Source organism: Jiangella sp. DSM 45060 (assembly GCF_900105175.1).
Lineage (GTDB): Bacteria > Actinomycetota > Actinomycetes > Jiangellales > Jiangellaceae > Jiangella.
The window spans coordinates 5,384,339-5,408,512 of record NZ_LT629771.1; the positions used below are offsets into that span (position 1 = coordinate 5,384,339).

Annotated in this window: 22 protein-coding genes; 15 read left to right on the forward strand and 7 right to left on the reverse strand. The window is 72.0% G+C overall.

Features of this window, described 5'->3' with window-relative positions; genetic code table 11:
• Positions 1 to 2 precede the first annotated feature (2 nt).
• Both BLU82_RS23910 and BLU82_RS23915 read right to left on the reverse strand, forming a co-directional pair.
• On the reverse strand, positions 3 to 344 hold the full coding sequence (locus BLU82_RS23910; RefSeq protein ID WP_092623508.1) for a YciI family protein: 342 nt from the start codon (positions 342 to 344) through the stop codon (positions 3 to 5).
• Positions 345 to 414: 70 nt separating this feature from the next.
• On the reverse strand, positions 415 to 2,358 hold the full coding sequence (locus BLU82_RS23915) for a beta-galactosidase (protein ID WP_092623509.1): 1,944 nt from the start codon (positions 2,356 to 2,358) through the stop codon (positions 415 to 417).
• 78 nt (positions 2,359 to 2,436) lie between these two features.
• On the opposite strand from BLU82_RS23915, the gene BLU82_RS23920 reads away from it, so the two are divergent.
• The 7 genes from BLU82_RS23920 (at position 2,437) to BLU82_RS23950 (ending at position 10,020) form a co-directional block, all read left to right on the forward strand.
• A complete protein-coding gene (locus BLU82_RS23920; protein ID WP_092623510.1) occupies positions 2,437 to 3,429 on the forward strand; it encodes a LacI family DNA-binding transcriptional regulator in 993 nt (330 codons plus the stop codon).
• A gap of 47 nt (positions 3,430 to 3,476) precedes the next feature.
• Positions 3,477 to 4,505, forward strand: coding sequence for a GntR family transcriptional regulator (locus tag BLU82_RS23925; RefSeq protein ID WP_092623511.1), 1,029 nt, complete (start codon positions 3,477 to 3,479; stop codon positions 4,503 to 4,505).
• A gap of 88 nt (positions 4,506 to 4,593) precedes the next feature.
• Complete coding sequence (locus BLU82_RS23930) at positions 4,594 to 5,880, forward strand: ABC transporter substrate-binding protein (protein ID WP_092623512.1); 1,287 nt, start codon at positions 4,594 to 4,596, stop codon at positions 5,878 to 5,880.
• A gap of 3 nt (positions 5,881 to 5,883) precedes the next feature.
• The gene (locus tag BLU82_RS23935) at positions 5,884 to 6,858 is read left to right on the forward strand and encodes a carbohydrate ABC transporter permease (RefSeq protein WP_092623513.1); all 975 of its coding nucleotides are present in this window, start codon (positions 5,884 to 5,886) and stop codon (positions 6,856 to 6,858) included.
• Entirely contained in the window at positions 6,848 to 7,729 is an 882-nt protein-coding gene (locus tag BLU82_RS23940) for a carbohydrate ABC transporter permease (protein WP_092623514.1), read from the forward strand. Before BLU82_RS23935 ends, BLU82_RS23940 begins: the two co-directional genes overlap by 11 nt.
• A 15-nt stretch (positions 7,730 to 7,744) precedes the next feature.
• Positions 7,745 to 8,443 carry a gamma-glutamyl-gamma-aminobutyrate hydrolase family protein gene (locus BLU82_RS23945; protein WP_092623515.1) on the forward strand — a complete coding sequence of 233 codons (699 nt, stop codon included), beginning with the start codon at positions 7,745 to 7,747 and terminating at the stop codon, positions 8,441 to 8,443.
• Positions 8,440 to 10,020: a hypothetical protein gene (locus BLU82_RS23950; RefSeq protein ID WP_092623516.1), complete on the forward strand. Its 1,581-nt coding sequence runs from the start codon at positions 8,440 to 8,442 to the stop codon at positions 10,018 to 10,020. Before BLU82_RS23945 ends, BLU82_RS23950 begins: the two co-directional genes overlap by 4 nt.
• Here BLU82_RS23950 and BLU82_RS23955 read toward each other — a convergent pair whose 3' ends face one another.
• Positions 10,021 to 10,782 (reverse strand): GntR family transcriptional regulator, encoded by a 762-nt coding sequence (locus BLU82_RS23955; protein ID WP_172885690.1) that lies wholly within the window; start codon positions 10,780 to 10,782, stop codon positions 10,021 to 10,023. It lies immediately after the preceding gene.
• A 190-nt stretch (positions 10,783 to 10,972) separates the two neighbouring features.
• Here BLU82_RS23955 and BLU82_RS23960 point away from each other — a divergent pair, with 190 nt between their 5' ends.
• From BLU82_RS23960 to betC, 4 genes are read left to right on the forward strand one after another with little or no spacing between them, the layout of a single operon-like run.
• A complete protein-coding gene (locus BLU82_RS23960; protein WP_092623518.1) occupies positions 10,973 to 11,800 on the forward strand; it encodes an ABC transporter permease in 828 nt (275 codons plus the stop codon).
• Positions 11,797 to 12,570, forward strand: a complete 774-nt coding sequence (locus BLU82_RS23965; RefSeq protein WP_092623519.1) for an ABC transporter ATP-binding protein — start codon at positions 11,797 to 11,799, stop codon at positions 12,568 to 12,570. The genes BLU82_RS23960 and BLU82_RS23965 overlap by 4 nt, the downstream gene beginning before the upstream one ends.
• Before the next feature lie 2 nt (positions 12,571 to 12,572).
• Positions 12,573 to 13,589: an ABC transporter substrate-binding protein gene (locus BLU82_RS23970; protein ID WP_172885691.1), complete on the forward strand. Its 1,017-nt coding sequence runs from the start codon at positions 12,573 to 12,575 to the stop codon at positions 13,587 to 13,589.
• A gap of 19 nt (positions 13,590 to 13,608) precedes the next feature.
• Entirely contained in the window at positions 13,609 to 15,144 is a 1,536-nt protein-coding gene (gene betC / locus BLU82_RS23975) for a choline-sulfatase (RefSeq protein ID WP_157741221.1), read from the forward strand.
• A 10-nt stretch (positions 15,145 to 15,154) separates the two neighbouring features.
• On the opposite strand, the gene BLU82_RS23980 is transcribed toward betC, so the two are convergent.
• The 4 genes from BLU82_RS23980 to BLU82_RS23995 are packed head-to-tail and all read right to left on the reverse strand — an operon-like array spanning position 15,155 to position 19,542.
• Positions 15,155 to 15,976 (reverse strand): carbohydrate ABC transporter permease, encoded by an 822-nt coding sequence (locus tag BLU82_RS23980; protein WP_092623522.1) that lies wholly within the window; start codon positions 15,974 to 15,976, stop codon positions 15,155 to 15,157.
• A complete protein-coding gene (locus BLU82_RS23985; protein ID WP_197682424.1) occupies positions 15,973 to 16,902 on the reverse strand; it encodes a carbohydrate ABC transporter permease in 930 nt (309 codons plus the stop codon). The genes BLU82_RS23980 and BLU82_RS23985 overlap by 4 nt, the downstream gene beginning before the upstream one ends.
• Complete coding sequence (locus BLU82_RS23990) at positions 16,899 to 18,209, reverse strand: ABC transporter substrate-binding protein (protein WP_092623523.1); 1,311 nt, start codon at positions 18,207 to 18,209, stop codon at positions 16,899 to 16,901. The genes BLU82_RS23985 and BLU82_RS23990 overlap by 4 nt, the downstream gene beginning before the upstream one ends.
• Before the next feature lie 28 nt (positions 18,210 to 18,237).
• Entirely contained in the window at positions 18,238 to 19,542 is a 1,305-nt protein-coding gene (locus BLU82_RS23995; protein WP_197682425.1) for an enolase C-terminal domain-like protein, read from the reverse strand.
• Positions 19,543 to 19,688: 146 nt separating this feature from the next.
• Here BLU82_RS23995 and BLU82_RS34405 point away from each other — a divergent pair, with 146 nt between their 5' ends.
• From BLU82_RS34405 to BLU82_RS24010, 4 genes are read left to right on the forward strand one after another with little or no spacing between them, the layout of a single operon-like run.
• Positions 19,689 to 21,620 carry a DUF6259 domain-containing protein gene (locus BLU82_RS34405; protein WP_157741222.1) on the forward strand — a complete coding sequence of 644 codons (1,932 nt, stop codon included), beginning with the start codon at positions 19,689 to 19,691 and terminating at the stop codon, positions 21,618 to 21,620.
• Positions 21,617 to 22,453, forward strand: a complete 837-nt coding sequence (locus tag BLU82_RS34410) for an NAD(P)-dependent oxidoreductase (RefSeq protein WP_157741223.1) — start codon at positions 21,617 to 21,619, stop codon at positions 22,451 to 22,453. The genes BLU82_RS34405 and BLU82_RS34410 overlap by 4 nt, the downstream gene beginning before the upstream one ends.
• Positions 22,450 to 23,232 carry an IclR family transcriptional regulator gene (locus BLU82_RS24005; RefSeq protein ID WP_092623526.1) on the forward strand — a complete coding sequence of 261 codons (783 nt, stop codon included), beginning with the start codon at positions 22,450 to 22,452 and terminating at the stop codon, positions 23,230 to 23,232. The genes BLU82_RS34410 and BLU82_RS24005 overlap by 4 nt, the downstream gene beginning before the upstream one ends.
• On the forward strand, positions 23,229 to 24,131 hold the full coding sequence (locus BLU82_RS24010) for a hypothetical protein (RefSeq protein WP_092623527.1): 903 nt from the start codon (positions 23,229 to 23,231) through the stop codon (positions 24,129 to 24,131). Before BLU82_RS24005 ends, BLU82_RS24010 begins: the two co-directional genes overlap by 4 nt.
• The last annotated feature ends 43 nt before the right edge of the window (positions 24,132 to 24,174 follow it).

A 24,174-nucleotide genomic window follows, 5' to 3' on the forward strand; every position in this document is an offset into this window, starting at 1 on the left:
GGTCAGCGCAGCGCCACCAGCGGACGCACCTCGACCACGCCGCCGTGGCGGGCCACCGGGACGGATTCGGCCAGCGCGATGGCTTCGTCGAGGTTCGCCGCCTCGATGATGCAGATGCCGCCGAGCACCTCTTTGGTGTCGGCGAACGGGCCGTCGGTCAGCAGCGTCCGTCCGGCCGCCACCCGCACGGTGGTGGCCGTCTCGGGCGGCTGCAACTGCGCGCCGGTGAGGAACCGGCGGTCGTCGCGCAGGGCCTCGTACTCGACCTGTGCCGCGGCCTGCTCGGACTCGGACAGCTCGGCCTCGTGGCCGCGATCGGCGTAGAACATCAGGGCGTACTGCATGGAAACCTCCGAAGGCGCGCGCTCTCACCACTATGACGAGACAGCCACCCGGAATGGGACGCGGACGCGACTATTGCTTCAGGATGCGCACCTCTCGCGGACCGAGGACCAGCTCGTCGCCCCGCCAGACCACCTGGCGCTCCTCGCCGCGGTGGTTGAGGAGGAAGGTCGCGTCACCGCGGACGATCGCCTCGACGCCGTCGGCGCAGCGGTCCAGCACGCCGTCGACGCCGGCGGCGGCGAGCAGGGCGCCGGTCACCCGGCCGAGGCCGTCCGCGTCGGGATGGGTGGCGACGTACCAGGCGGTGCCGGCGCCTGCGGTGTTGCGGGTGACGGCCGGCCAGCCGGCGACGTCGCCGGCGGCGAAGGTGGCCAGGACGTCGGCGCCCTCGGCGTGGGTGTACTCGCTCCACAACCGGCCGGTGAGCGGGCCCAGCTCACCGTCGACGGGGATGTCCGGCGGCTCGGCGCCCGGCGGGCCGGCCAGCGGCGCGAACTCCTCGACCCGGACGCCCAGCGTGGCGGCCAGCGGGCCGAGGTAGCCGGACGAGTGGACGTGCAGCGACTCGTCGAGGACGCCGGACTGGAAGGTGACCGCCAGCGTCCCGCCGGACGCCGCGTACGCGTGCAGCCCGTCGAGCGCGGCGGCGTCAGCGGCGAACAGCACCGGCGCCACGACCAGCGAGTACGCGGAGAGATCGGCGCCGGGCCGGACGAAGTCGACCGTCACCGACCGGTCCCAGAACGCCCGGTACCAGTCGGTGACGATGCCGAGGTAACTCAGCGCCGTCGGCCGGGACGGCTGCTCCAGCGCCCACCAGGAGGTCCAGTCGAACACGATCGCGACGCGGGCCGGCACCGGCTGCCGCTCGACCCAGCCGAGCTCGCCCAGTTCGGCGCCGAGCGCCTCGACCTCGCGGTAGACCCGGGTGTCCGGCCCGCCGTGCGGCACCATCGCGGAGTGGAAGGTCTCGGCACCGCTGGCCGCCTGCCGCCACTGGAAGTACATGATGCCGTCGGCGCCACGGGCCAGCGCCTGCATCGACAGCACCCGGTTGCCGCCCGGCGGCTTCGGCGCGTTGCGCAGCCGCCAGTTCACCGCGCTCGGCGCCTGCTCCATCAGCACCCACGGCCGGTCGCCGGCCAGTGAGCGCATGAGGTCGCGGCCCAGCGCGGCGGTCGCCGGCGAGTCCGGGTCGGCCGGGTCGGGGTAGCTGTCGTCGGAGACGAGATCGACCTCCTCGGCCCACCGCCAGTAGTCCAGCCCCCGGAACGGGCCCATGAAGTTGGTGGTGACGGGCACGCCCGGGCTGAGCTCGCGCAGGATCGCCGCCTCGGCACGGTGCAGGTCGAGCAGCGCGTCGGAGCTGAACCGGTCGAAGTCGAGCACCTGGGTCGGGTTGAGCAGCGTCGGCGCGGCGCGCGGCGGCTCGATCTCGTCGAAGTTCGCGTACCGCTGCGACCAGAAGGCCGTCCCCCACGCCGCGTTCAGCGCGTCGACGGTGCCGTACCGCGCGCGCAGCCACGCCCGGAACGCGACGGCGGCGTGCTCGCCGTAGCAGCGGCTCACGTGGCAGCCGAACTCGTTGTTGACGTGCCAGGCGACCAGCGCCGGGTGCGACCCGTAGCGCTCGGCCAGCGCCCGCACCAGCCGCCCGGCCAGCCGCCGGTAGCTGGGTGAGTGCGGGCTGTAGTGCTGCCGGCTGCCGCCGCCGAGCCGCACGCCGTCGGCCGTCACCGGCGCGATGTCCGGGTAGCCGCGCAGCGCCCACGGCGGCGGCGACGCCGTGGCGGTCGCGAGGTCGACGCCGATGCCGCCCGCGTGCAGCCGGCCGAGCACGTCGTCGAGCCACTCGAACTCGAACCGGCCGTCCTCCGGCTCGAGCTGCGCCCAGGAGAACACCCCGACGGTGGCGACGGTGACGCCCGCGCGGCGCATGAGCCGCACGTCCTCGTCCCAGACCTCGCGGGGCCACTGCTCCGGGTTGTAGTCGCCGCCGAACCAGAGCGTCATCGGGTGCTCCCTCTCGTTCCGTGAACGTTCACGGAGACGCTACGCTGACCCTCGAACGCGGGTCAAGGAAGGGGACCGATGGCCGTCGGGCGCATCACCATCGAGGACGTCGCGGCCGCGGCCGGCGTCTCCCGGCAGACGGTCACCCGGGCCATGAACGGCCTGCCCGAGATCAGCGCGCGCACGCGCGACCACGTGCTGCGCACCGCCGCCGAGCTGGGCTATCGGCCCAGTCGGTTCGCCAGCAACCTGGCCGCCCGGCGCAAGGCCCGCTCCGTCGGGCTGGTGCTCGGCTCGCTGCGCAACCCCTACTACACCGAGCTGGCCGCCGAGCTGCTCGACGTCGTGACACCGCGCGGCTGGCAGCTGCTGATGACCTCGCACGAGCAGGGCGACGACGTCGAGCTGGTGGCCGCGCTGAGCGGCCAGACCGACGCGATCGTCGGCTACTTCACCGGCCCCGAGACCGCGCTGGTGGCGGCGGCCCGCGGCGTTCCGCTGGTGCAGGTGGAGCGGACGGCCACCGTGCCCGGCATGCATGCGGTGATCCTCGACTTCGAGGGCGCCATCGAGTCGCTGCTGGACGAGTTGCGCGGGCGCGGCGCCCGGCGCTTCGGCCTGATCGAGTCCGGCCGGCCCGACGGCGACTACCGGCCGACCCGCCGGCGGCGGGCGTACGAGCGGTTCGCCGGGCCCGGCTCCGCCGCCCGGGTCGTCGTCGCCGACGAGTCGATCAGGGGCGGCGCCGACGGCCTGGCTCGGCTGCGCAGCGAGCACCCGGACGTCGACACCGTGCTGGCGTTCAACGACCTCATGGCGATGGGCGCCATCCAGCGGGCCCAGCTCGACGGCGTCGCGGTGCCCGCCGACCTCCGCGTTGTCGGCGTCGACGGACTCTCCCTCGGCGCGGTCATGACCCCCTCGCTGTCGACGCTGTCGATCGACCGGCGCGCGCTGGCCACCGAGGCCGCCGACATCGTCGGCACGCTGCTCGACCGCGCGGAGCCGCCGCCACACCCGTCCGTCGTGCGGACGGTGACGCCGCGGCCGCTCTGGCGCGAGTCAGCCTGACGGAGTCGAGGGTTGACGACCTAACTGTTTGGGTGTTGTATAACGCCATGACAGAGCGAGCGGCCGATGCGAGCGGCCACGAGCCGTGGGAGAGACTGCGCGTCGACCACGGATCCGGCGTCCCGATGTGGGTGCAGCTGAAGACCCAGCTCGAGTACGTCATCGCCACCGGCGCGGTGCCCACCGGCACCCGGCTGCCGTCCGTCCGCGCGCTCTCCGGGCACCTCGGCGTCGCCATCGACACCATCCGCCAGGCCTACGACGAGCTCGGCAAGACCGGGCTGGTGGTGACGCAGCGCGGGGCCGGCACGTTCACCACGCTGCCGGAGTCGGTCGGCAGCGACGCCGCCAGCCCGGACATGACGTGGGCGCGGGCCGACACCGCCGTCGCCGACCTCGTCCGCGCCGGTGCACCGCCGCACGAGGCGGCCCGCGCCATGGCGCAGCGGCTGGCGCTGCTGCGGCGAGGCATCGACGTGGTCTTCGTGGGCGTCGCCGCGTCGTCGGCGCGGTATGCGTCGCTGATCTCGGCGCAGGCCGCGTCCGACTTCGGGCCCGTGCGGCCGGTGGCGCTCGAGGACCTGCGGACCGGACCGGGCGAACCGAGCCTGGGTGAGGCGACCTACGCGATCAGCCTGGCCTTCCACGCCCGCGAGGTCGAGCGGCTGCTCGCCGACCGCCCGGTGCGGGTCCTGACGCTGATGTCCAGGCTCGAGGAGGGCCTGCTGACCGGCCTGCCGCAGCACGACGGACGGCCGCCGGTCATGGTCGCGCGGCCCGAGACGCGGCCGATCTACGCGGACCTGCTGACGGCGCAGCGGCCCGACCTGACCGACCTGCCGTTCGCCAACGACTCCGACCCGGACGCCGTCGCAGCCGCGCTGCGGCAGACCGACGTGGTGCTGCACACGTCGGCCGCTGCCGGCCTGGTGCGCTCGCTCGCGCGCCCCGGACACACCCTGGTCGAACTGACGCACGTCCCGCACGAGAAGTCCCTGCACCAGCTGATCCAGGTCCTGAGAACAGACCGTGAACTGATGCTCGACCTGCAACGCCTGCACATCAGCACGTCCTGACGCATCGGAACCCCTGCCGCGTCCCGCCGCCACGGCCGGACGGCGGCCCGGTCGACGCTGCCCGCGAGCAGCGAGAACGGAGCACACCATGCGCGCCACCCATGTCCTCGCCGCCGTCGTCGCCGCCGGACTGGCCGCGACCGCCTGCGGCTCGTCGGACGACTCCGGCGACTCCGAAGCCAGCACCTCCGACGAGATCACGCTCTCGCTGACCTGGTGGGGCAACCCGGCCCGTGCCGAGGCCACGCAGGAGGCGGTCGCCCTCTTCGAGGAGCGCAACCCGCACATCACCGTCGAGGTCGGCCCGGCGTCGTTCAGCGGCTACTACGACAAGCTGAACACCCAGTTCGCCTCCGGCGCCGCGCCGGACGTCTTCCAGGACGACCAGGTCACGACGTACGCCGACCAGGGCCTGCTGCTCGACCTCGGCGCTTACGACGACGTCCTGGACACGTCCGAGATCGACGACGGGTTCCTCGAGCAGGCGCGGGTCGACGGCACGCTCTACGAGGTGCCCGCGGGCAGCAGCCCGATGGCGCTCGTCCTGCGGCCCGCCGCGTTCGACGCCGCCGGGCTGGAGCCGCCCACGGCCGAGACGACCTGGGACGAGTTCGCCGCGCTCGCCACTGACCTGCAGGCCTCGCTCGACGACGGCACCTGGGCACTGGCCGACAGCAGCGCGCTGCCCAACCACTTCCAGGTCTTCCTGCGCCAGCGCGACCTCGACTGGTTCAGCACCGACGGCTCGGCCCTGGGCTTCGACGCCGACGACCTCGCCGACTGGTGGAGCTACTGGGCCGACCTGCGCGACGCCGGCGCGGTGCCGCCCGCGGACGTGACGGTGGCCAGCGCCGGCGGCGACGTCACCGAGTCGCCCGTGGCGAAGAACCAGGTCGCCATGAGCATCTACGGCACCAGCATCACGCTGCCGAACGACGACTGGACGTACGGCCCGCTGCCCGACGAGGCCGGCCACCCCGGCGTGTACCTGATGCGCTCGAACAGCTGGGCCGTCAACGCCGAGACCGAGCACCCGGACGAGGCCGTCGCACTGGTCGACTTCCTCGTCAACGACCCCGACGCCGGTGAGATCCTCGGGCTGACCCGCGGCGTGCCGCCGAACCCGACCATCGCCGCCGCCGTCAAGCCCGGGCTGGACGCCAAGGAACAGCAGATCGTCGAGTACGTCGAGTACCTGGGCCAGGACGGCAACAGCCGGCCGGCACCCGCCCCGGACCCGGCCGGCACCCGTAACATCCGCTCGGAGATGTTCGACCGCTACTCCCAGGAGGTGCTGTTCGGCCAGCGCGACCCCGGCGAGGCGGCCGAGGAGTTCGTCGCCGAGGCGCAGCAGCTCATCGACTCGACGCACTGAGCCATGACGGGTCTCCACGTGCTCTCCCGCCCGGACGCCGGCGCCGCGCCCGTCCGGGCGGGAGATCCGGGCTCCCCGGCGCCACGCCGCCGCGCCGCGCGGGACTTCACCTGGTCCCGGTCGGGGTATCTCTTCCTCACGCCGTGGTTCGTCGGCGTCGCGGGCCTGGTGCTGGTGCCGCTGGCATTCTCGCTCTACCTCTCGTTCACCGACTACAACCTGCTCAGCTCGCCGGAGTGGGTCGGGCTGGACAACTACCGCCAGCTGTTCGGGGAGGACGACCGGTACCTGCACTCGCTGCGGCTCACCGTCGGCTACGTCCTGCTGGCCGTCCCACTGCAGCTGGCGGCGGCGCTGGCGGCCGCCCTGCTGCTGGCGCCGCGGCGTCGGGGTCAGGGCGTCTACCGCGCGCTCTTCTACCTGCCGTCGCTGCTGGGCGCGAGCGTCGCGGTGTCGATCACCTGGCGCGCGCTGTTCGACTACGGCGGCGGGGCGACCAGCTTCCTGGCGACGTTCGGCATCGAGGAGCGCTCGTGGGTGAACAACCCGTCGTCGGTGCTCTGGGTGATCATCGCGCTGGAGATCTGGCGCTTCGGCGCGCCGATGGTCATCTTCATCGCCGGACTGCAGCAGATCCCTGCCGAGCTGTACGAGGCGGCTGCGCTGGACGGCGCCGGCGCGATCCGCACGTTCACCCGGATCACCGTGCCGATGCTCAGCCCGATCATCTTCTTCAACCTGGTGCTCGGCGTGATCTCGGCGTTCCAGACGTTCACGCCGGCGCAACTGGTCGGTGACGGGCGCGGCGGACCGGCCGACTCGACCCTGTTCTACGCGGTCAACCTGTACCAGCAGGCCTTCGAGTACCAGCGCATGGGCTACGCCTCGGCCATCGCCTGGGTGATGCTCGCCCTCCTGGGCGTCGTGGCCGGCCTGCTGTTCTGGACCTCGCGCAAGTGGGTGCACTATGGCCGCTGACCAGACGACCGCCGCCCCACCCGTCGCGCGGCGGCCGCGCCCGCGCCGCGCCGGAGCGCTGTGGCCGCACGCCGTCGCCGGCCTGTGCCTCGCCGCGCTGCTCTACCCGGTGCTCTGGCTGATCCTGACGTCGTTCAAGCCGACCAGCGAGATCATCGCCGGCGCCTCGTTCTGGCCGCGGACCTGGACGCTGGACAACTTCGTGCAGGGCTGGGACGGCGCCGGGGTGGAGTCGTTCGGCACCTTCTTCCTGAACTCGGCCATCATCGCGACCGCCGCGGTGGTCGGCAACGTCGTCAGTTGCACGCTGGCGGCCTACGCGTTCGGGCGACTGGCCTTCCGCGGCCGGGCGGCGCTGTTCGCCGTCGTGATCGCCATCCTGTTCCTGCCGAAGGAAGTGCTGCTGATCCCGCAGTACACGATCTTCCACCAGCTCGGCTGGACCGACAGCTTCCTGCCGCTGATCGTGCCGCAGTTCCTCGCCCTGGACGCGTTCTTCGTCTTCCTCTCGGTCCAGTTCCTGCGCGGGCTGCCGCGCGAGCTGGACGAGGCCGCGGTCCTCGACGGGTGCGGGCCGTGGCGGCGGCTGTGGCACGTCACGCTGCCGCTGATCCGCCCGGCGATCGCGACCACCGCGATCTTCACCTTCATCTGGACGTGGAACGACTACATGCCGCAGCTGATCTACCTGAACAGCCCGGAGAACTACACACTCTCCGTCGGGCTGCGGATGTTCCTCGACGCCACGTCCGGCTCCGAGCTCGGCCCGATGTCGGCGATGTCGCTGCTCTCTCTGCTGCCGTTGTTCGTCCTGTTCGTCGTGTTCCAACGCCGCCTGGTCAAGGGCATCACCATGACCGGGCTCAAGTGACCGGAGGTCTCGCCGATGCCCGCTCCCCTGATCGTCGTCACCGCAGGCCACAAGACCCCACCGGAGCCCTACGAGAAGGCGGTCGAGCGGGCCGGGGCGCGGCCGCTGGTCCTGACGCCGTCGGGGGCGGTCCCGCCGTTGCCGGACGACGCAGCGGGGTTGGTCCTGGCCGGTGGCGCCTCCGTCGAACCGGCCCGGTACGGCTCCGGTATCGAGCCCGGGGTGACGCCCACGATGGACCCGCCTCGCGACGCCCTGGAGTGGGCGATGATCGACCAGGCGCTGGAGCGCGGCCTGCCGATCCTGGCCATCTGCCGCGGGCTGCAGGTCGTCAACGTCTACTACGGCGGCTCGCTGCACCAGGAGCTCGCGCGCACCTCCTACGCGCCGGTCCACCGCCCTGACCAGGCCCGCAATCACGTCGCCCACCCGGTGCGCGCCCACGGCGGGCGGCTCGCGGAGCTGCTCGGCCCGGACCAGATCTGGGTCAACAGCATCCACCGCCAGGGCGTCAAGCGCCTCGGCACCGGCCTGCTCGCCACCGTCTTCGCCGACGACGGCCTGATCGAGGGCGTCGAGACCCCCGACGGGCAGGTGCTGGCGGTCCAGTGGCACCCCGAGGAACTGGTCGCGCACGATCCGGCCGCGCGTGCCCTCTTCACCGATCTCGTCGAACGTTCTCGCCGCCGCACCACGATCGGAGTGACGTCATGACCGCACGACGCGCCCTCGCCACCCTGACCGCCGCCACCGCCCTGACCGCTGCCGCCGTCTGCGCCGCCACCACCCCGTCACAGGCCTCCAGCTCCGGCTACGCCACCGGGCCGTCGACGGTCGACGGCCGGCCGGTGCTCTGGAAGAACCGCGACCACTGGTCGACGCCGGACGGCTGGAAGGTGCTGCCGTACGCCTACCCGGCCGACGGCGCCAGCTTCGGCTCCGGCGACCGCTACACCGCTCGGTTCGACTACACCGGCATCACCGCACTGGGGTCCTCGGGGCTCGACGCGATCACCGGCGAGCAGATCCCGTGGGCCGGCAGCAACGTGCGCGGACTCGGCCTGGTTCAGGTGTCCGGGCACACGCTCACGTCGGCCTTCGCGACCGACCACGGTTTCCCCGTCTCGCAGGACCTCGCCAACGGCATGACCGGCGGCTACCTCAACCACGTCCTGCTCTCCCGCGCCGAGCACGTCGACGAGGTCGAGCAGATCCTCCGCGACACCAACGACGGCGGCGGCTTCAACGCCAGCACCGCCCGCAACACGTCGACGATCATCACCGTCTCCGACCGCTGGGGCAACGTCGCGACGTTCGAGATCGACGGCGACAGCTTCACCCGCGACAACGTCACCGAGGAACACCACCCGGACGCGAACGGCGACTACACCTCGCCGCACGATGACGACAAGGACCGCCCGAACCCGGCCGACGGCGCCTACGGCGGCTTCGACTGGCGCACCAACTTCGGCAAGGTCGACTGGACGAAGCCGACCGGCTTCCCGTTCTTCCTCGACGAGCAGGTCACGACCGTCGACGCGAACGGCGACGTCGTCAACTCCGGCAGCACGCCCGACGGCATCCACGACTGGGAGTACTCCTCCAGCGCCGTCTACCGGCACACCCGCGTGGGCATCCGCATGGACGATCCGCACGACAAGAGCTACCGCTACTTCATCCAGCAGCAGGTGCCGTCGCACGGCATCCCCACCGAGCACACCGTCGAGTCGCTGTCGCGCTGCATCGGCGACCTGCCGTACAGCGGCGAGAAGCCGACCGGCTTCCACGTCAACCGGTTCGTCTCGACCTTCGGTTTCGTCGGCGTCGGCTCGAAGCCCGGCGACCCGTACGACGGCAAGCTGGCCACGATCTGGGTCGCGCTGGGCGAACCCGCCGTCAGCGTGTTCGTGCCGGTCTTCCCGTACGCCGGCACCGTGCCCGACGAGCTCGCCGACATGTACCTCGCCAGCAACGACAAGCGGCACCTCGTCTACGACTACACCGACGACGACGCGTGCGGCTACAGCTGCGGACGCAACATCGACCACTCCATCGACGTCGACGCGCTCGTCGGGCCGGGCGGCTACTACGGCGAGGGCGGCATCCAGGAGTACACGTTCGGCATCGAGGACTGGGCCTTCGACCAGTACGAGGCGTTCATGGCCGACCTGCGCACCGGCGGCCGGACCGACGCCGAGCTGCGCGCCGACCTCATCGCCTGGCAGGAGTCGATGGCGGCGACCATCAAGGCGCACTACGTCGCCGGCACGATCCCGACGGACACCCCCTAGTCAGCGCGGGAAGGCGCTGGCGGTGAGGTAGAGCGCGTCGGGACGGAAGACCAGGCGGCCGAGGGCGATGATGCGCTCGTCGTCGCCGAACAGCCGGCAGTGCACCACCAGCAGCGGCGCGCCGGGCGCCACCTCGAGCTCGGCGGCGAGGTCGCCGGTGGCGGCGACGGCCGTGACGGCGTGGTCGCTGCGCACCAGCGGGACGTGCTCGACGTCGCGGAAGAACGTGGTGACGCCGTCGGTCAGCGAGTTGATGCGCACCTCGTGGCCGTTCAACGTGACCGGCAGGGTGTGCTCGACCAGCGCCGCGGCCACGCCGTCGACGTCGTAGGAGCGGCTGACCCGGAACACCGGCTCGCCCGCGGCCAGGCCGAGCAGCGGGCCGCTCTCGTCGTCGGCGGCCTCGCGCTGCACGCTGACCATGCGCACGTTGTGCCCGGCGCTGGCGCCGCCGAGGATGCTCGACACCGAGCAGATGTAGTCGATCGGGTACGCGATGGCGTCGTCGAGCGTGAACCGCTGCGGCGCCGTGATCAGCGTGCCGACGCGCCGCCGCCGCTCGATCTCGCCGGCCGCCTCGAGCGTGGCCAGCGCCTCGCGCAGCGTGCCGCGCGACGTGCCGAGCTGCTCGCTCAGTTCCTTCTCCGGCGGCAGGCGGTCGCCACCGCGGGCGCGCTCCTCGGCGATCAGCGCGCGCAGCCTCGAGGTGACGGTGTCGACCCGCGGCCGGCGGACCGCGTCGGACGTGCTCGAAAGCGTCATCAGACCATGATCCTCTCGTGAATGGTTCGACCATATAGCCATGATCCCTGCGGCACAACCCCATTGCTGCGGCTTGACGGCCAGATCAAGGCAGCGTAAAAAGGTCCACAACTTTCCCCGGTCTTAATCGCCTTATTGGTTCAACCAAAGGAGCGTTCATGATCGCCACGCACGCGCCGCGGAGGGCGTCGTGACGGGAGCAGGCGCCGACGCCGGCCGGTACGGCCCCGCGCTGCGGCTGCGCCGGTTCGATCTCGGCGCGCGGCTGGGCCGGCTGGGCCTCGGCGCCGCCGGGTTCGCCGTCGTCGGCGTGGCCTGGCACCTGATGGCCGTCGGCGAGGTGTTCGGCACCGGTCTGCTGCCCACGCCGGTCGAGGTCGGCCGGGTGATCGTCGACGGGCTCGGCAACGGGCTGCTCGACGACCTGCTGATCAGCTTCCGCCGCGTGCTGATCGGCGTCGGGCTGGGCCTGGCCATCGCCGCGCCGATCGGGTTCGTGCTCGGCTGGTTCGGCATCGCCCGGGCGATGTTCAACCCGCTGGTGAACTTCCTCCGGGCGCTGCCGCCCATCGCGCTGGTGCCGCTGGTCATCGTCTACTTCGGCATCGGCGAGCTGTCGCGCGGCATCGTCCTGGTCTGGGCCGCGTTCTTCGCGACCATCGTCATCGTCTACGAAGGCGTGGCCGCCATGGAGGAGAAGTACGTGCGCGCCGCCCAGACGCTCGGCGCGACCCGGTTCGAGATCCTCACCAAGGTCGTGTTCCCGCTCTCGGTGCCGCACATCATGACGGCGGCCCGGGTCTCGCTCGGCATCGGCTGGGCGTCGCTGGTGGCGGCCGAGCTGGTCGCCGCGCAGCAGGGCCTCGGCGCCGTCATCCAGAACGCGAGCAACTTCCTCGACATCCCGACGGTCTACGCCGGGATCATCCTGATCGGCGTCTGTGCGCTGGTCATGGACAGCGGGATCCGGATGCTCTCGGCCTACGTCGTTCGCTGGCAGGACAGGGGAAGCCGATGACCCAGCCCACCACCACGACCCGCGGGCTGAGCGTCCGCGGCGTCAGCAAGGACTTCGGCAACGTCAACGTCCTGCACGACATCGACCTCGACATCGCCGACGGCGAGTTCGTCGCCGTCGTCGGGCCCAGCGGCTCGGGCAAGAGCACGCTGCTCAACGCGATCGCCGGCTTCGTCACCCCGGACCGCGGAGAGCTGCTGGTCAACGGCGAGCCGGTGCGCGGCCCGGGACCGTCGCGGTGCGTCGTGTTCCAGGAGTACGCGATCTTCCCGTGGCTGACTGTGCGCCGGAACATCGACTTCGGCACCCGGCTGCGCGCGTGGAAGGGCACCCGCCAGGAGCGCGCCCGCGTCACCCAGCGCTACCTGGACATGATGGGGCTCACCGACTTCGCCGACGCGCTGCCGAAGACGCTGTCCGGCGGCATGCGCCAGCGCGTCGCCATCGCCCGCGCGTACGCCGTCGATCCCGAGATCCTGCTGATGGACGAGCCGTTCGCGGCGCTCGACGCGCAGACCCGCGAGCAGATGCAGGAGGCGCTGGTCGACATCAACCAGCGCGAACGGCGCACCGTCCTGTTCGTCACCCACCAGGTGGAAGAGGCGATCTTCCTGGCCGACCGAGTCGTCGTCATGAGCGCACGACCGGCGACCGTGCAGGAGATCGTCGACGTCCCGTGGGGCGACCGGCGCACCCACGAGATCAAGACCGAGCCGGAGTTCGTCCGGCTGCGCCGGCACATCGAGACCCTACTGCGTTCGAGGAGATGATCATGCGGACGACGACGCCTGCGGCCGTGGCCGGACTTGCCGCGCTCGGCCTGCTGCTCACCGCGTGTGGCGGTGACGACGGCGACAGCGCCAGCACCGAGGGCGGCGCCCAGACCGTCCGGATCGGCTACATCCCCGGCCCGGCGCCGGCCATGAACCTGCTGCTGGCCGACGAGCGCGGCTACTTCGCCGAGCAGGACCTCGAGGTCGAGCTGACCCCGTTCCAGACCGGTATCTCGCTGTCCAACGCGCTCACCGGCGGCAGCGTCGACGTCGGCGTCATGGGCGCCGTCGTCGCGAACTTCCCCGCCCGCGGCCAGGGCAAGCTGTTCCTGCTGAACAACCTCGAGGCCGACATCCAGCAGATCTGGGCGGCGCCCGGCTCCGGCATCGAGTCGGTGGCCGACCTCGCCGGCCAGCAGATCGCCACCACGACGGGGTCGGCGGCGCACCTGCTGCTGCACGTCGCGCTGGAGGCCGAGGGCGTCCCGGCCGGCGACGTCGAGATCGTCAACCTCGACATGCCCGCCGTCGCCAACACGTTCGTCACCGGCGGCGTGCCGGCCGCCGCGCTGTGGGCGCCGTTCGACGCGCAGGTCGAGGAGCAGCTCCCGGATGCGAACCTGATCGCCACGTCGGCCGACTACGAGGACGCCGCGATCGCCGGCGGCTGGGTCGCGAACAACGACTTCTACGACGACCACAAGGACGCCCTCGCCCGGCTGGCCGAGGTGTGGCTGCGCTCGAACGAGGACCTCACCGCCGACCGCGAGGCCGCCGTCGCCGAGGCCTGCCCCCGGCTGGAGGAGTTCATGACCGCCGAGGACTGCGCCGGCATCTATGACAAGACGCAGACCTACAGCAACGACGAGTGGGCCGCGCTCTACGAGGACGGCACGGCGCTGGACTGGGTCGGCCGCATGGAGCAGGTGTTCGTCGACATCGGCGCGCTGCCCGAGTTCGTCGAGCCGGACCAGTTCTTCGACACCTCCGTCTACGCCGACGCCGTCGCGTCCTGACCGAAGGAGATCCACCGACGTGACCGGGCAGCCCCCGAACGTCCTCATCGTCATGGTCGACCAGCTGACGGCGTTCGGCCTCGGCGCGTACGGCAACGACGAGGTCCTCACCCCGCACCTGGACGCGCTGGCCGGCCGCGGGGTGGTGTTCGAGAACGCGTACGCCAACTCGCCGCTGTGCGTGCCGTCGCGCGCGTCGATGATGACCGGGCGGCTGCCCAGCGGCGTCCCGTGCAACGACAACGCCGAGGAGTTCCCGGCGTCGGTGCCGACGTTCGCGCACACCCTGCGCCGGGCCGGCTACCGCACCATCCTCGCGGGCAAGATGCACTTCGTCGGGCCGGACCAGCTGCACGGTTTCGAGGAGCGGCTGACCACGGACATCTTCCCGGCCGACCTCACCTGGACGCGGCCGTGGGAGGACCTCGGCGACCCGCCGCGGCTGTCCGGGCGGCAGCGCAGCGGCGGGCGCGAGTACGTCGACATCCTCAACCGGTCCGGCCCGCAGCCGTGGACGTACCAGATGCACTACGACGAGGAGGTGCGGTTCCGGACGCTGCAGCGGCTGCGCGAGCTGGCGCTGGACACCGGGCCGCGGCGGGCTGAGCCCTGGCTGCTGGTGACGTCGATGACGCAGCCGCACGACCCGTACGCGGCGCCGGCGGAGTACTGGGATCGCTACGAGGGCCGGTCGATCCGGCTGCCCGACCGCTCCACCGTCGCCGCCGAACGGCACCCATTGGACGCCTGGGTGAACGCGTTCCACGGCGTCGACCTGCACGACGTCACCGACGATCAGGTGTACCAGGCCCGCCGCGGCTACTACGCGATGATCAGCTACGTCGACGACGTCGTGGGTCAGCTGGTGGCCGAGCTGGGCCGGCTCGGCCTGTCCGACGACACCGTCGTCATGTTCACCAGCGACCACGGCGACCAGCTCGGCGAGCACGACATGTTCTTCAAGCGCACGCTGCGGGAGTGGTCGGTGCGCATCCCGCTGCTGGCCGCCGGGCCGGGCGTGGCCGCCGGTCACCGCGTCGCCGAGCCCGTCTCGCTGGCCGACCTGCATCCCACGCTGGCCGACCTCGCCGGCGCCACCCTGCCCGGCTGCGTCACGGAGCGGTTCGACGGCGCCAGCCTCGCGCCGCAGCTGGCCGGCCGCGACGCCGAGCACCCGGACGTCGTCCTGGAGAACTACGCCGAGGGCACCATCGCGCCGGTGCGGGCCGTCGTCCGCGGCCGGACCAAGCTGGTGCGCGCGCCGGGGCTGCCGGACCAGCTCTACGACCTCGGCGCCGACCCCGGCGAGGAGCACAACGTCGTCGACGATCCCGGCTACGCCGACGTGTCCGAGCGGATGCGCACCGACCTCTCCAAGACGTGGGACGCCGAGGAGGCCCGCCGGACGATCGTCACCAGCCAGCGCGTGCGGGCGTTCCTCGGCGAGGCGATGGCGCACGGCCGCCACCACGCCTGGGACCACGAGCCCGACGCCGGGCGTCCGTGGGTCCGCGGCGCCGACGACGACCCGTGGGACCCGCTGTTCGGCTTCTGACCGGCGGACGTCAGCCCTTGATCGCCCCCTGCGTGATGCCGTTGACGAAGCTGCGCTGGAAGATCAGGTACACGACTACGACCGGCGCGATGACGATGAGCGAGGCCGCCGAGAGCAACGGCACGTCGGTGGAGAACTCGCCCACGAAGTAGCCGAGCCCGGCCGTCGCGGTGCGGCGGCCGGGGCTCTGCATGAGCACCAGCACGATGAGGAACTGGTTCCACGCCCACACGAAGAACAGCACCGCGAGCGTCGTGGTCGCCGGGATCGAGATCGGCAGCAACAGGTCCTTGAGCACCCGCAGGTCGCCGGCGCCGTCGATGCGGCCGGCCTCGACCAGCTCGCGCGGCACGGTGCTGAAGTGCGTGTGCATCCAGAACACGCCGAACGGCAGGAACAGCGCGATCTCGGCGAGCGCGATGCCCAGGTAGTTGTTCGTCAGGCCGACGCCGTCGAGGTTGTAGTAGAGCGCGATGACGACGAGCTCGGTCGGCAGCGTGAGACCCGCGACGAACGCGCCGGTGATGCGGCGGTGGCCGGCCGGACGCAGGACCGCCAGGCCGAAGCCGGCCAGTGTGGACAGCACGATCGTCGCCGGCACCACGAGGACGGCGATGATCAGGCTCGACCGGATGAGGTCGGCGAAGTGACCCTGCTCCCACGCCTCGGCGAAGTTGTCGAGCGTCCAGTGCTCGGGCAGCGCGAACCCGCCCGCGCCGGCGCCGTCCTGGAACGCGGCGAGGACGATGCCGGCGAACGGAGTCAGGAACACCACCGCGAACGCGACCAGCACGGCGTGGCGCGCGATCAGCACGGGCAGCCGAGGTGTCATTCCTTCTCCCGGGTGAGACGGCGGATCGCGGTGACGAACGCCAGGATGAGGACGGTGAGGACGACGGCGAGCGCGGCGGCCCCGCCGACCTCGCCGTAGCTGAACGCCAGCCGGTAGACCAGCAGCCCGGGCACCGTCGTGGCGTTCTCGGGGCCACCGCCCGTGGTGACGTAGATGAGGTCGAAGCTCGCCAGCGCCGCGATCGTGGTGATGACGGCCGCGACGGAGATCTCGCCGCGCAGACCTGGCAGCGTCACGCTGGTGAACCGGCGGAACGCGCCGGCGCCGTCCATGGCCGCGGCCTCGTACAGCGAGGCGTCGATCTTCTGGGCGCCGCTGACGAACAGCATCATGCACAGACCGGTCATGCACCACGTGCCGATCAAGCCGATGGCGATCAGCGCCGTCGTGTGGCGGGCCAGCCAGGGCGACGCCAGCGCGTCGAGCCCGGCCGCGCGCAACGCCTGGTTGACCACACCGTCCTCGGCGTAGATCCACCGCCACGTCACGCCGACGGCCACCAGCGGGACCACCTGGGGCAGGAAGTAGATGACCCGGAAGGCGGTCATCCCGCGGGTGCCGCGGCCCATGAGCAGACCGGTCAGCAACAGCCCGACGATGATCGGCGCCGCCGCGAAGAACAGCACGAGGACCAGGCTGTGCAGGATCGACCCGAACAGGTCGGGGTCGGTGAAGACCTCGGCGTAGTTGTCGAAGCCGGTCCACTCGGCCGGGTTCAGCCCGTCCCACCGGTGCAGCGAGTAGTACACGGTGTTGAGCCCGGGCCAGAGGGAGAACGCCGCGTAGACGGCCGCGGCCGGCAGCACGTACAGGTACGCGCGGTGGCGGCCCCGGCGCCGGGTCCGCGGGGCGGACGGCCGGCGCCGGGCGACGTCTCGCCGCTCGTCGGTCAGCGCGGTGCTCACGAGTGGTTGCGCTCCCAGTCGTCCTGCAGGGACGCGACGAAGTCCGCGGGGGCGACCGTCCCGCCGATGACGCCCTGCATGCCGGCGGTCAGGGAGTCGATCATCGAACTCGTGGCCCAGTTCGCGAACGGTGCGACGCCGCCGGCGGCGGTCACCTCCTCGTACGCGGCCTGGACGGTGCCGCCGAGGCCGGTCGCGGCGTCCGGCGCCGCGGTGACCGGCACGAACCCGCTCTCGGCCACGCCGGGCGCGGCCTCGGCGCTGGAGATGTAGTCGAGGAAGGCGGCCGCGACGTCCTTGTGCTCCGACGCGGCGGAGATCGAGTACGGGAACGCCGACCCCATCGCGACGGCCGGCTGGCCTGCGTCCGGGCCGGGCAGCAGGAAGAAGCCGGCGTCGTCGCCGAGAGCATCGGCGAACGCCTTGGCGTTCCAGTTGCCGGTGACGAAGTAGGCGGTCTCGCCGGCGGTGAACTCGGCGATCGCGTCGGCGTCGGCGACGGCCGCCGCGCCGTCGGCGAAGTAGCCGGCGTCGGCCCACGCCTTCACCTTCTCCGCCGCCTCGACGAACCCGTCATCGTCCGCGAGCGTGGCCCCGGGCTCGCCGTACACCCACGCGTTGAAGGTCTCGAGGTCGGCGAGGACGTTGGCCAGCGAACTCCACAGCTGGAAGCCGCCGATCCCGAGCGCGGGCAGGCTCAGCGGCGTCACGCCGCTCGCCCCGACGGCCGCGAGGTCGTCCTCGAACTCGGCCAGAGTGGCGGGCTCGTCGGTGACGCCGGCGGCCGCGGTGACGCTCTTGTTGTAGAAGACGCCGACCAGCTGGATGGCCCCGGGCATCGCGTAGAGGTTGCCGGTGCCGTACTGCGTGGCCTCCTCGTTCGACGCGAGGATGTCCAGCACGGAGCTCGGGAGGCGATCGCGCCAGCCGTAGGCCTCGGCGTACGTGTCGAGCGGCTCGACCAGACCGGCCGGCACGATGGAGCGCATCGGGCCCGGGCTGTACTGCACGATGTCGGGGGCGTCGTCCGACGCGAGCGACAGCTTGAGGCTGGTCTGGTAGTCGGCGAACGGGGTCTGCACCAGCTCGATCGTGACGTTCGGGTGTGCCTGCGTGAAGCCGTCGACGAGCGGCGTGATCGGCGGGTCGCTGGCGTACGACACCGTGAGGGTGACCGGATCGCTGGTGATCTCGGTGCTCACGTCCTCCTGCTCATCGGGCTGCTGCCGGGCCGTGCCGCCGGTCCCGCAGGCGGCCAGCAGGAACACCGCCGTCACCACGGCGGCCAAGGTGGTCGGACGCTTCATTGCGACACGTTCCTCTCTCACGTGGGGTTCAGGGACGTTGCACCGCGCCGTCGCGACGGCGCACGCGGCTGTAGTGCCAGTTCACGGACGGCGACACGGGCGGGTACTCCCGCGCACGCGTGTCGTCGAGGTCGACGCCGAGGCCCGGCGCGTCGCTCGGCGCGATCGCGCCGTCGACGGACACGGGTGTGCCGGGGAAGATCTCGCGCGCCGCGTCGGAGAACTCGAAGTGCTCGTGGATGCCGAAGGCCGGCGACGCGATGTCCATGGCCAGGTTGGCGGCGTGCCCGACCGGCGACACGTCGCGTGGGCCGTGCCATGCCGTGCGCACGCCGTGCAGCTCGGCCAGCCCGGCCAGCCGCCACGCCGGCGTGATGCCGCCGAGCGCCGAGACGTGGCAGCGGACGTAGTCGACCAGCCGCGGCCCGACGATGTCGACGTAGTCGCGCATGCTGCTCAGCAGCTCGCCGAACGCGATCGGGACGGTGGTGCTGCGGCGCACCTCGGCCAGCCAGCCGAGGTCCTCCGGTGCCACCGGGTCCTCGACGAACAGCAGGTCGTACGGCTCCAGCGCGCGCAGCAGCCGGATCGCGTCGCGAGGTGCGAGGCGCTCGTGCACGTCGTGCAGGAACCGCACGCGGTCGCCGTAGCGCGCCACCAGCGTCTCGACGACGCCGGGGAGGAAGCGGACGTAGGCGTCGGGATCCCACGAGGTGTGCCGCCGGTCCTGCTGGGCGGCGCCGTAGGTGGACGTGCCGGGCACGGTGACCTGGCAGCGCACGTACCGGTAGCCGGCCTCGACGCAGTCCTCGATCTGGTCGGCGAGCTCCTCGACGTCGCGGCCCGACGCATGGGCGTACGCGTCGGCCACCGTCCGCACCCGGCCGCCGAGCAGCTGCCATACCGGCTGCCCGGCGAGCTTGCCCTTGATGTCCCAGAGCGCGAGGTCCAGGCCGGCGAGCGCACTGTGCAGCACCGGACCGCCGCGCCAGTAGCCGCTCAGGTTCGCGGTGTGCCAGAGGTCGGTGATGTCGTGCACCGAGCGGCCGGTGACCAGCGGGGCGAGGTAGGTCTCCAGCGCCGTGGCCACGGCGAGGGCGCGTTGAGTGAACGTGGCGCAGCCGAGCCCGACCAGGCCGTCGACGGTGGTGCGCACCCGCACGACCACGAGGTTGACGCCGTCGGGCGCGGTGACGACGACCTCGATGCCGGCGATCCGGACGCCGTCGTCGTCCCACGGGGCAGGCGCGGTTCGCTCGTCGGGCACGTAGCCCGGAGCGATGCGCCGGCGGCCGTGAACGGCGTCGCCGGCCGGCGTCGTGGCGTGGCTCACATCTCCTCCTCGGCTGAGTGGGCTCACCGTAGACAAGGATTTCCAATGCGCCAAACATGTTGCCAATAGACCAACTACAGCCCACGTTGTTGCCGTCATGACATCTCAATTGCTGTGACCGCATCGCGACACCTAGCATCCCCGCCATGGCATCTACGGACGGCCACCGCGTGACCGGCGGGCCCCTCACCTTCCACATCGACGAGAACGCCGGCCGGGCCTCGCTCTCGGCCGGCGACCTGCGCACCGCACCGCGGGGCCGGTTCTGGACGCTCTCGGTCCAGCACGGCGAACACCGCGACTGCGCCGTCCACTCGGAGGAGCAGCGCGGTCGCGTGACCGCCGGCCCGCACGGCGTCGAGATCGCCTACGCCACGGTGCGGGCCGCGTGCGGCGCGGACCTCGAGCTCGCCCTGGAGCTCCAGGTGGACGGTGACGGCGGCGAGCTCCGCTTCGAGGCGCGTGGTCGCGCGGGCGACGGCGTCCTCGTCCGCGAGACGGCGCTCCCAGTCATCGAGCTGGCCGCCGGCCACGACGCGGACGAAGTCCTCTACCGCGCCCAAGGACTGGGCCGCCGCATCCCCGAGCCGCGCACGCGGCTCTACCGGGCGCACACCGAATACATGAACGACGACGGCGCCGGCGTCTTGGAGTCCGTCGCCTATCCCGGCGACCTGACCATGCCGTGGCAGGGCCTCGAGACCGGCGACGGCTTCCTCTACCTGGGCCGGCACGACCCGGAGTTCGGCTCGGTCCTGCTGTGCGCCGGTGTCCCGCCGCGCGGCAGCGAAGGCGAGCTCTGGATGAGCGCGGTGACGCCCTCCGGCCGGGACGAGTTCCGCGCCGGCCCGGTCGTGGTGGCGCTGCTACCCGGCTGGAGAGACGGCGCCGCCCGCTACCGCGCCTGGGCGGAGCACTGGTACACCGGGCCGCATCCGGACACCGAGCCGATCGAGGGCTGGCAGCGCATCATCATGCGTCATCAGTTCGGCGAGGTGCGGTTCCGCTACGCCGACCTCGTCGACGTGTTCGAGGAGGGCCGCCGGCACGGCCTCGACGGCATCCTGCTGTTCGGCTGGTGGCGCGGCGGCTTCGACCGCGGCTATCCGGTCTACGAGCCCGACGACGAACTCGGCGGCCGGTCGGCGCTGGAGGAGGCGATCCGCGAGATCCGCGCCCGCGGCGGCTTCATCTCGCTCTACGCCAACGGCAACCTGATCGACCGCACCACCGGTTACGCGGCCGAGCACGCGCGGTCGGTGAGCAAGAAGGACGAGCGCGGCCTGGAACACGTGGCCGGCTACGCTTTCGCCGGCGAGTCGCGCACGCTGCGCCACTTCTCCGCCGGATCGTTCGTCATCGCCTGCCACGGCGCGCCCGAGTGGCGCCGGACCATGGCGGGCGTCGCCGAGACGCACGGCTCGCTCGGCACCGCGTCGATCTTCTTCGACCAGACGGCCTACCACCTGGCCGCCTGGCCGTGCTACGACGCAAGCCACGAGCACGGGCCACGCACCGGTGACGAAGCCCGCTTCCGCCGGCAGACCCTGGAGACCATCAGGGACGCCGCCGGGGCGGCGAGCGTCGGCTCGGAAGGGATGTCCGACTGCATGATCCCCGCGCTGAACTTCCACCACGGCTGGGGCTTCGCCTTCCAGGACGAGCCCGAGGCGTTCCCCGCCCTCTTCCGCACGGTCTATCCCGAGCCCGTCGTCAGCAACCGGCTGCTGCACGACGAGCGCCCCGGCTGGGAGGACCAGCTGAACTACGCCTTCGTCCACAACCTGACCTTCGACGTCGCCATCCACCGCTGCCGGGCCACGGTCGGCACGGTGCCGGCCTACGCGCAGCGGCTGGGGCGGTTGATCGAGCTGCGCCGGGCGCACCGCCCGTTCTTCGCCGGGGGCGTCTTCGAGCTCGTCGCCGGCGACGGCCCCGTCCTGCACGTGCGCTACCGCCTGGACGACGCGGCGCTGGACGTGGCCTGGAACCGCGGCGACGGTCCCGCCGAGTGGGACGGCGGCGTGGTCGCGCCGCACGAGGTCGCCGTCGCCGTGGCCGGGGTGACCGCCCGGTGACCGGACAGCGCCCGGTCCTCGTCACCGGCGGCGCCGGGACGATCGGCACCGGTTTCGCCGAGTCGGCGGCGGACGCCTACGACCTGACGCTCCTCGACCTGCCGGGACGGTTCACCGGCGGCCACACGGAGTTCGGACGGATCGTCGAGGCCGATCTCACCGACCTCGCCGCGGTCAAGGATGCGTTCCACGGCATCGACACCGTCGTCCACCTCGGCGGCGAACGCCGTCCATCCGCTGTGTGGTCGCAACTGCTGCCGGCGAACATCGTCGGCACCTACAACGTCGTCGCGGCCGCGGTCGCCGCCGGCTGCCGCCGGGTCGTCTACGCGTCGTCGGTCCACGCCGTGTCCGGTTACCCGGCCGGCGCCCAGATCCGCGAGACCGATCCGGTGCGCCCCGGCGACCTGTACGGCGTGTCGAAATGCTTCGGTGAGGCACTCGGCAACTTCGCCGCGAGCACCGAAGGGCTGTCGTTCGTCGCCTTGCGCATCGGGGCCTTCCAGGAGCCGGGCGATCTGGACGAGCCGGGCTCGGGCTGGAAGCTGCGCGACTTCTGCGCGCCCGCGGATCTGTACCGGCTGATGCGGCGGGTCATCGACGCCGAGGGCATCGGCTTCGAGATCTACAACGCCGTCAGCGGCAACACCTTCACGCGACTGCCGATGTACAAGGCGAGTCACGACCTCGGCTTCGAGCCCGAGTACGATGCCTTCGAGCTGGTGCCGCCATTCCGCGACGCCGTCCACTCCGTCGGCGGGCTCGACGACCTGGTCCCGCTCTCCGGCCTGCGCGACGACGTCGCCACGCCGCAACCGACGCCGAGGAGATGACCGTGGACGATGGCCGGCACCGCGCCCTCGTCCGCGGCGTGCGGATCCTCGAGGCGGTGGCCGAGAGCCGCAGCGGTCTCACCGTCACCGAGATCGCGGAGCTCACCGGCGCCGACAAGAGCTCGGTGTCGCGGCTCGTCACCACCCTGGCGGACCTCGGCTTCCTGGCCCGTCTCGAGAACCGCAAGATCGTGCTCACCGGTCGTATCCTGAGCCTGTCGAAGGGCTTCCGGCAGCAGTACAACCTCAGCGAGATCGCCCGGCCGCACCTCGCCGAACTGCTCGGCCGCGTCAACGAGACCGTCATCCTGACCATCCGCGAGGGCAATTTCACCGTCAGCATCGACCAGCTCGACCCGGAGCATCCTTTCCGCATGGTCCCGCACGTGGGCAACACGGCGCCGCTCTACGCCACGGCGGCCGGGCGGGCGATCCTGTTCGCGCTCCCGGTCTCCGAACAGCACCGGATCATCGACGAGCTGCGGGAGGCGCCGGTCGAGCACCCCGAGGTGCGCCTCGACCGCGACGGCTGGTCACGCGAGATCGAGCTCGCCCGCGCGCGCGGGTTCGTCTGGATCCCGCGCAGCGACGACGTCGAACGGATCGCCGCACTCGCTCTCGACCGCAACGGCGAGCCGCTCGCGGCGGTGTCCATCTACGGTCCGAAGTACCGGATGAACGAGCGCATCCCCGACCTCGGCCGCGAGGCCCGTGCCACGGCGGGGCGGATCTCCCGGGCCGCCTTCGGGATCCGCCCGGGTGAGGAGTTCATCGCGTGACCGGCGGCCGATCGCTCCAGATCGGCCGCGGACCGCTGCACGCCACCGTCGACACGACGGGCGCGACGCTGGTCCACGCCGAGTCCGGCGGCCACCCCGTCCTCAGCGGTCCCGGCCGGGTCGCGCCCGACCTGGGCCACCACGGCGCCGTACTCGCCCCCTGGCCGAACCGGACGGGCCGGGGCCGCTACGAGTTCGACGGCGCCCCGCACCAGCTGCCGATCAACGACGCGGCCTACGGCCACGCGATCCACGGCTTCGCCTACGACCGCCCATGGACCGTCGACCGCCACACACCGGATGAGGTGTCGTTGCGCCTCGAACTGCGCGACGAGCCGGGCTACCCGTTCCACGTCGGCCTCTCGGTCAGCTACCGCGCGACCTCCAGCAAGCTGCGGTGCCAGGCGCGATGGCGCAACCTCGGAGACGGCGAGGCGCCGTTCGGCCTCGGGTTCCACCCCTATCTGCTGCCCGGCCCGTCCGTCCTCGACGACTGGATCCTGGAGGTGCCGGCCCACACCGTCCTCGACGTCGACCCCGCCACCGCACTGCCCACCCGGTTGCTGCGGACCGGCGGCACCGAGTTCGACTACCGGTCGCCCCGGCCCATCGGCACGGCGTCGTTCAGCCGCGCGTTCGGCGCACTGCGGCGCACGGCCGGCCGCGCCACCGTTCGAGTGACCGATCCGGCGCGGTTCACCCTGCTGGTCGAGTTCTCGGACGCGTTCGGCTGGGTGCAGGTCTTCACCGGAGACCTTCCCGATGCGCGTCACCGCCGCCGCGGGCTGGCCGTCGAGCCGCAGACCTGCCCGCCGAACGCCCTCGCCACGGGCCACGACCTGCTGCGGCTGCGCCCGGGCCAGGCCGGCGCCGGATGGTGGGAGCTGCGGGTGACGTAGGCAGCGGAACCCTCGATGTCACAGATGGCCGCTCCCAGGCGTC